The organism is Enterococcus eurekensis (assembly GCF_042654605.1).
In the GTDB taxonomy this organism is placed as follows: Bacteria; Bacillota; Bacilli; order Lactobacillales; family Enterococcaceae; genus Enterococcus_I; species Enterococcus_I eurekensis.
In genome coordinates, this window is sequence record NZ_JBHSGT010000045.1 from 1 (window position 1) to 3,453 (window position 3,453).

The 3,453-nt window shown below is 37.1% G+C and carries 5 protein-coding genes and 1 rRNA gene; all 6 read left to right on the plus strand.

Features of this window, described 5'->3' with window-relative positions:
* The first annotated feature begins 89 nt into the window (after positions 1 to 89).
* The 6 genes from rrf to ACFO3L_RS07680 all read left to right on the plus strand — a co-directional run bounded on the left by rrf (position 90) and on the right by ACFO3L_RS07680 (position 3,364).
* Positions 90 to 205: ribosomal RNA gene (rrf, locus tag ACFO3L_RS07655) — 5S ribosomal RNA — on the plus strand.
* Positions 206 to 331: 126 nt separating this feature from the next.
* Positions 332 to 766 (plus strand): peptide-methionine (R)-S-oxide reductase MsrB, encoded by a 435-nt coding sequence (gene msrB, locus ACFO3L_RS07660; protein WP_379965556.1) that lies wholly within the window; start codon positions 332 to 334, stop codon positions 764 to 766.
* Positions 767 to 862: 96 nt separating this feature from the next.
* Positions 863 to 1,462 (plus strand): Holliday junction branch migration protein RuvA, encoded by a 600-nt coding sequence (gene ruvA / locus ACFO3L_RS07665; RefSeq protein ID WP_379965559.1) that lies wholly within the window; start codon positions 863 to 865, stop codon positions 1,460 to 1,462.
* A gap of 17 nt (positions 1,463 to 1,479) precedes the next feature.
* Positions 1,480 to 2,481 carry a Holliday junction branch migration DNA helicase RuvB gene (ruvB, locus tag ACFO3L_RS07670; protein ID WP_379965562.1) on the plus strand — a complete coding sequence of 334 codons (1,002 nt, stop codon included), beginning with the start codon at positions 1,480 to 1,482 and terminating at the stop codon, positions 2,479 to 2,481.
* Between the two features lie 38 nt (positions 2,482 to 2,519).
* Entirely contained in the window at positions 2,520 to 2,972 is a 453-nt protein-coding gene (locus tag ACFO3L_RS07675) for a low molecular weight protein-tyrosine-phosphatase (RefSeq protein ID WP_379965565.1), read from the plus strand.
* A 32-nt stretch (positions 2,973 to 3,004) separates the two neighbouring features.
* Positions 3,005 to 3,364 carry a hypothetical protein gene (locus tag ACFO3L_RS07680; protein ID WP_379965568.1) on the plus strand — a complete coding sequence of 120 codons (360 nt, stop codon included), beginning with the start codon at positions 3,005 to 3,007 and terminating at the stop codon, positions 3,362 to 3,364.
* Positions 3,365 to 3,453 lie beyond the last annotated feature (89 nt).

Here is a 3,453-nt window from a genome sequence, read left to right on the forward strand (position 1 = left end):
ACCAAATAAAATAAAAAATCTTCGATTTGTTTGAAATTCCATCTTCAATTCCAGTTTTGAGTGAATAAGTTTTACTCATAATTAAATAGTGTGGTGGCGATAGCGAGAAGGATACACCTGTACCCATGCCGAACACAGAAGTTAAGCTTCTTAGCGCCGATTGTAGTGAAGGGTTTCCCTTTGTGAGAGCAGGACGTCGCCACGCAAATTAAAAGTCTAGACTAAATGTTCTAGACTTTTTTATTTTTTCTAAATAAGAAGTTGAATTATTCGCATAATTGCTTAAAATCAGGCAATATAGAAGATAGATAGGTACTGAGGAGGAATAATAATGAAGGATTCCAAAGAAGAGTTAAAAAATAAATTAAGTCCGATTTCATATGCTGTGACACAAGAAAATGCAACGGAACGTCCATTTACTGGTGAGTATGATACGAATTTTAAACCAGGAATTTATGTTGATATTGTTAGTGGCGAGCCATTATTTTCTTCAAAGGATAAATATGATGCTGGTTGTGGTTGGCCCTCATTTACGAAGCCATTGCCTAAAATAGCTATTAAGGAGGTTAGTGATCATACATTTGGCATGCAACGAGTGGAAGTTCGTAGTCAAGAAGCAGATTCACATCTCGGCCATGTCTTTCCAGATGGTCCACAAGATGCAGGTGGCTTGCGCTACTGTATTAATTCAGCAGCATTAAAGTTTATTCCGAAAGATGAAATGGAAGCGGCTGGCTATGGGGAATATTTATCGACAGTTGAATAACAGAATCGAACCTAGATTGTTTTGACAATCTAGGTTTTTATTATTTGTCGGATTTGTGGTACAATAAAGGGAACATATGTGCAGAAAGGGTTAGTTATGTACGAATATATTATTGGTCAAGTTACCGCAGTTACGCCAGCTTATGTCGTAATTGAAAATCAAGGAATAGGATACCAAATTCAATGCGGGAATCCTTATTATTATTCTAGTAGAATGAATCAATCGGTACAGATTTATCTTCATCAAGTGATTCGCGAAGACGCGCATCAACTTTTTGGTTTTAAAACGATAGATGAAAAAAAATTATTTTTACGTTTAATTAGCGTTTCAGGAATTGGTCCAAAGAGTGGTTTGGCAATTATGGCAAATGAAGATCATACAGGATTAATCCATGCCATTGAAAGCAATGATGCCACGTATCTAATTAAGTTCCCAGGAGTTGGAAAGAAAACCGCTCAACAGTTAATTTTGGATTTACAAGGGAAGTTAGGCGATTTATTAGCCGATGAAGTAGCGGTAGATCTACCAATTCAAACGAGTCAAAACCCACAGCTAGACGAGGCTGTAGCTGCTTTACAGGCACTTGGTTATAGCGAAAAAGAAGTTAAGAAGGTTCATAAAGCTTTACTTGATGAAGACTGCCAAACGACCGATGAATATTTACGTGTCGCTTTACGATTAATTATGAAGAAATAAGTTAGAAGGAGAAATAGATGGAAGAACGGATTATTTCACCGATTGAAAATGAAGAGGATACTTTTGAAAAATCACTCCGACCAAAATATTTTCATGAATATATTGGGCAAGATAAAGTCAAAAATGAATTAGGAATTTATATTCAAGCGGCGAAGCAACGTGAGGAATCATTGGATCATGTTTTATTATATGGACCGCCTGGCTTAGGAAAAACAACGATGGCAATGGTGATTGCTAATGAGATGCAAGTCAATATTCGTACGACTAGTGGACCGGTGATTGAAAAGCCAGGTGATTTAGTCGCTCTCTTGAACGAGCTAGAACCGGGGGATGTTTTATTTATTGATGAAATTCATCGTTTGCCACGAATTGTGGAGGAAATGCTCTACTCAGCGATGGAAGACTTTTATATTGATATCATGGTTGGGCAAGGAACAACAGCTCATCCGGTTCATTTCCCGTTACCACCATTTACCCTAATTGGAGCAACGACGCGTGCAGGGATGCTTTCAGCACCGATGCGTGATCGATTTGGAATTATCTCCCATATGGAATATTATCAAGAAACAGACTTACAAGAAATTGTGATTCGTTCGGCTGCAATTTTTGAAACCGAGATTATTGAAGAAGGGGCTTTAGAAATTGCCCGTCGTTCAAGAGGAACACCACGAATTGCCAATCGTTTATTAAAAAGAGTTCGAGATTTTGCTCAAGTGCAAGCCGATGGAATCATTAATCGGAAAATTGCGGACCAAGCACTCTTTTTATTGCAAGTAGATCACGAAGGTCTTGATTATGTTGATCAAAAATTGATTAAAACAATGATAGAGTTATACAATGGTGGCCCGGTCGGTTTAAGTACGCTAGCAGTTAATATTGGTGAGGAGCAAGAAACAGTGGAAGATATGTACGAACCTTACTTAATCCAAAAAGGTTTCTTAAAGCGGACGCCTCGCGGACGGATAGCGACTAGGCTATCGTATGAACATTTTGATTACCCTTATCATGGAAATAATTAACGGATGTGTTAGGAATTGTTGTAAGGGAGGTACTTAGGATGAAGAAAGTACTAATTGTCTGTTTGGGGAATATTTGTCGTTCACCAATGGCAGAAGGTTTGATGCTTCAATATTTAGCCAATTCGCCGCTACAAATTACAATTGATTCTGCTGGAACAAGCCGTTGGGAAATGGGAAGTCCACCGCATCCAGGAACACAGAAGATTTTAAAAGAACATGGCATTGATACGAGTCAGATGTTTTCAAGACAGATTACATTGGAAGACTTTTATGTGTATGATTGGATATTAGCGATGGATCAACAAAATTTAACGGATTTAAAACGCATGGCGCCAAAAGGGACGATTGATAAGCTGCACTTGTTTTTATCCGTTCTACCAGAAAGTACGATAAAGGATGTACCCGATCCTTGGTTTACCGGAAATTTTGAGGAAACTTATGCACTTATTTTACAAGCATTACCAAAATGGCGTGAAATATTTGAACGTTAAAAATGGATTCAACTTGAGAAAGGACGAGTCTCATGGATAAAAAAACAAAATCTTTTAAAAAATTAGGTAGACATCTCGTCAGAACATCGATTACGTTACTAGACGGTTTATTTAATGATGATTTAGAGCAATTACAAGCTATCGAAATGCATCGGAATCAATTGATTGATGCGGCTCGTCGTAAGGCTTTGGTCGTTTTACAACTGAAAACCAAAAAAGTAGCAAACTTCGAAACAGTTGTCGGTTTTGTAACCACCAAAAGAAAAATTGATCAGCAAGTAGTGATTAAAATTCAGAATAATTTGCAGCAATTGCGGATTATTGCACTACAAGATATTGAAAAAGTCAGTGTGTTAGATACAAAGACGAAACATAAATTAATTGCAAAATAACTAAAATTTTTTTGCCTCTACTTAAACCTGAATAATTCATACCTTTTATAAAGGGCTAAATTTTATCAATCATCTGTTTCATTTTATGG